Source organism: Sphingobacterium sp. T2, from assembly GCF_000814685.1.
Classification (GTDB): domain Bacteria; phylum Bacteroidota; class Bacteroidia; order Sphingobacteriales; family Sphingobacteriaceae; genus Sphingobacterium; species Sphingobacterium thermophilum.
The window spans coordinates 1-2,207 of record NZ_JXAC01000188.1 but is presented as its reverse complement, the minus strand read 5'-3'; the positions used below and the strand labels follow the sequence as shown (position 1 = coordinate 2,207).

The 2,207-nt window shown below is 42.0% G+C and carries 3 protein-coding genes; all 3 read right to left on the bottom strand.

Annotation, left to right across the window (positions count from 1 at the left end; all coding sequences use genetic code 11):
* Positions 1–33 precede the first annotated feature (33 nt).
* The 3 genes from SD31_RS19240 to SD31_RS17550 all read right to left on the bottom strand — a co-directional run bounded on the left by SD31_RS19240 (position 34) and on the right by SD31_RS17550 (position 2,056).
* On the bottom strand, positions 34–489 hold the full coding sequence (locus SD31_RS19240) for a hypothetical protein (RefSeq protein WP_231561517.1): 456 nt from the start codon (positions 487–489) through the stop codon (positions 34–36).
* Positions 490–565: 76 nt separating this feature from the next.
* A complete protein-coding gene (locus SD31_RS11455; protein ID WP_052258995.1) occupies positions 566–1,861 on the bottom strand; it encodes a M14 metallopeptidase family protein in 1,296 nt (431 codons plus the stop codon).
* Between the two features lie 93 nt (positions 1,862–1,954).
* A complete protein-coding gene (locus tag SD31_RS17550; protein ID WP_231561515.1) occupies positions 1,955–2,056 on the bottom strand; it encodes a hypothetical protein in 102 nt (33 codons plus the stop codon).
* Between the last annotated feature and the right edge of the window lie 151 nt (positions 2,057–2,207).

The following is a 2,207-nucleotide window of genomic DNA, read 5'->3' as shown; positions in this document are numbered from 1 at the left end:
AACAATTCCGTTTCCAAACAAATACTATCTGCATCAGGAATTGTTGGCTATTATAAAATTACCCTCGACGGTGCGGTACACCTTTTCTTTCTTGCTTAGAAGTTCATTTACCAGTCGGAAAGTTTCGTTTTCTTTATTGCTAAGCAGGAAAAACTTGTTATTAGGTAAGGTCTGTACAATAACGTTTACAGGCTCACCATAAGGGAGTGTTTCGAAATTACCTTTTACATCATCATAGGCTCTATCGAAATTGATGTGCATCAGATAAGCCAATGTCCAGCCGGCAGCATCGTAAGGTGGAATTGGAGGACCTCCCGCATATTCGAAGTCGTTGGGATGATCTTGTGCTTCGAACATATCCAAGATATGAGGGCGGAAAGCTTGGTTTGTGCGTATGATAAAGCTTTTGGCAGGATATTGCTTGCCGTTATGTGTGAATGCTTCTTTTGCCTGTTCGATGCGGATTCCATTAGCTGATAAAGCATTCAAAAATTTCACCGTAGTAACTGGGTTGTCTTGATGTGCCGAGATGATATATACTCGCGGATCACGGTACTTAGGATTTTTAAGAAGTTGAATCTAGTGCTTGTTTAGGATTTTGACGTTGATTTCTCAACTCTTTATTTTGTTTCTTTAAGTTTTCTATGGCCTGTTCTACCACAGCTACTTTGCTTGGAGATAATGACCAAGTGTCCTTGCTTCCTTTTTCTATGGAATTTCTTCCCATTCGGTAAATATTGAACAACACCTCATCTTTATATTTAGCGGCATAGTTCAGCACAGCATAGTTCAGTGATGTGGAATAGTCTATAGACTGTTTGAAATGCCAAGTTTGTGGTATAACCGGATAGTGGGTATTACTGTTAGGTAAAAGTCTAGAAGGTACTAGTGGTATTTCAAAAGGATTTGGACCTCCGATAATTTCGGTAAGAAGTCCTATGGTATTGTGAAAGTAAGTTGTGGTGCGAAGGCCTCCGTTGTACCAGGTTGAGAATACAGAACCTCCCCGTTGTGTATAGCCTGGTTTATTTTCCGCATAAAGGCGAGTGGCCATGGCAGCTCCTATGGATTCGATACCGGTGATGACTAGCGGATCGAAAACATAGTTAAATGGATCGCGGTATGGAGCTCCGGCTACTACGGCACCTGCTGGTGCCGTCTGGTGGTGGTTATACATAATCTGTGGGTTCCATTCGATGAAAAGCTGTCTCGCTATGTTTTGGGATTCTTTGAGGTTGAGCATGAAAAAGTCCCTGTTGTTGTCATGGCCGGCATATTTTTGGTAAAGTTTTGGCAGGTAGCTTAGGGACCGTTTTTCCGGTGTGGATTCCCTCATATACCAGTTGCTTACTAATTCTTGGCCGTCGGGATTAGCATGAGTAAGAAGGACTATACAATTATTGAGGATGTTCAGGGTCTCCTCATCGTTGCGGCTTGCAAGAAGGTATGCTATTTCTATAAGCTGATGCATGCCTACGGTTTCGGTGGCGTGTAAGCCTCCGTCAATCCACACTACGGATTTACCTTCTTTAGCCAGTTGCTTGGCTTCCTGTTCTGCGAGTTCTGCTCTCGCCAGTCTTTGTGAAATGTTCTTGTAATGACTCAGCTTAGCAAGATTTTTCGGAGAGGATACGATAAGCATAGGCTGATCTCTACCTTCTTCGGTCTTGCCAATAACCTGATATAGGATTCTGTCGGACTGCTGGGCGAGCTTTTTGAAATAGGCTTCCGTTTGGGAGAAGTTCGCCAAATGGTAGTCGTCGCCAATGTTAAATCCGAAATGCTCTTTGGGTGTGGTAATTTGTGCCTTTACCCCCAGAAAAGACACAAAAAGTAGGATGGATGCGAATAGCTTCTTCATTAATTTAGTTTTGGTTGTTGCAATAAATATAATGAAGAAAGCTGGTTTTAATATCGAGTATAACAGTAGTTGATAGAATTGTTACAATATGCTTTAGAATACTATGGTTCGGAAGGTCAGGTTTATCCTTCCTCTGGTGATTTTCTTGCTTTTGGGTAGTTGGTGAAGCCAGTATTTTTGAGTGGTGCCGCGCATTAGTAGAAGGGAACCATTTTCCAGCGTCAGGTTCTATTCTTTTTTACTCTGTTTATGATCGGAAAGAGTAATTTGCGTTCGGCACCTAAGACTTAACTGAGGCCTTATTAGTGCCATTTTCTTTTTAGACTTCCTTTTCAGCATCGCTACT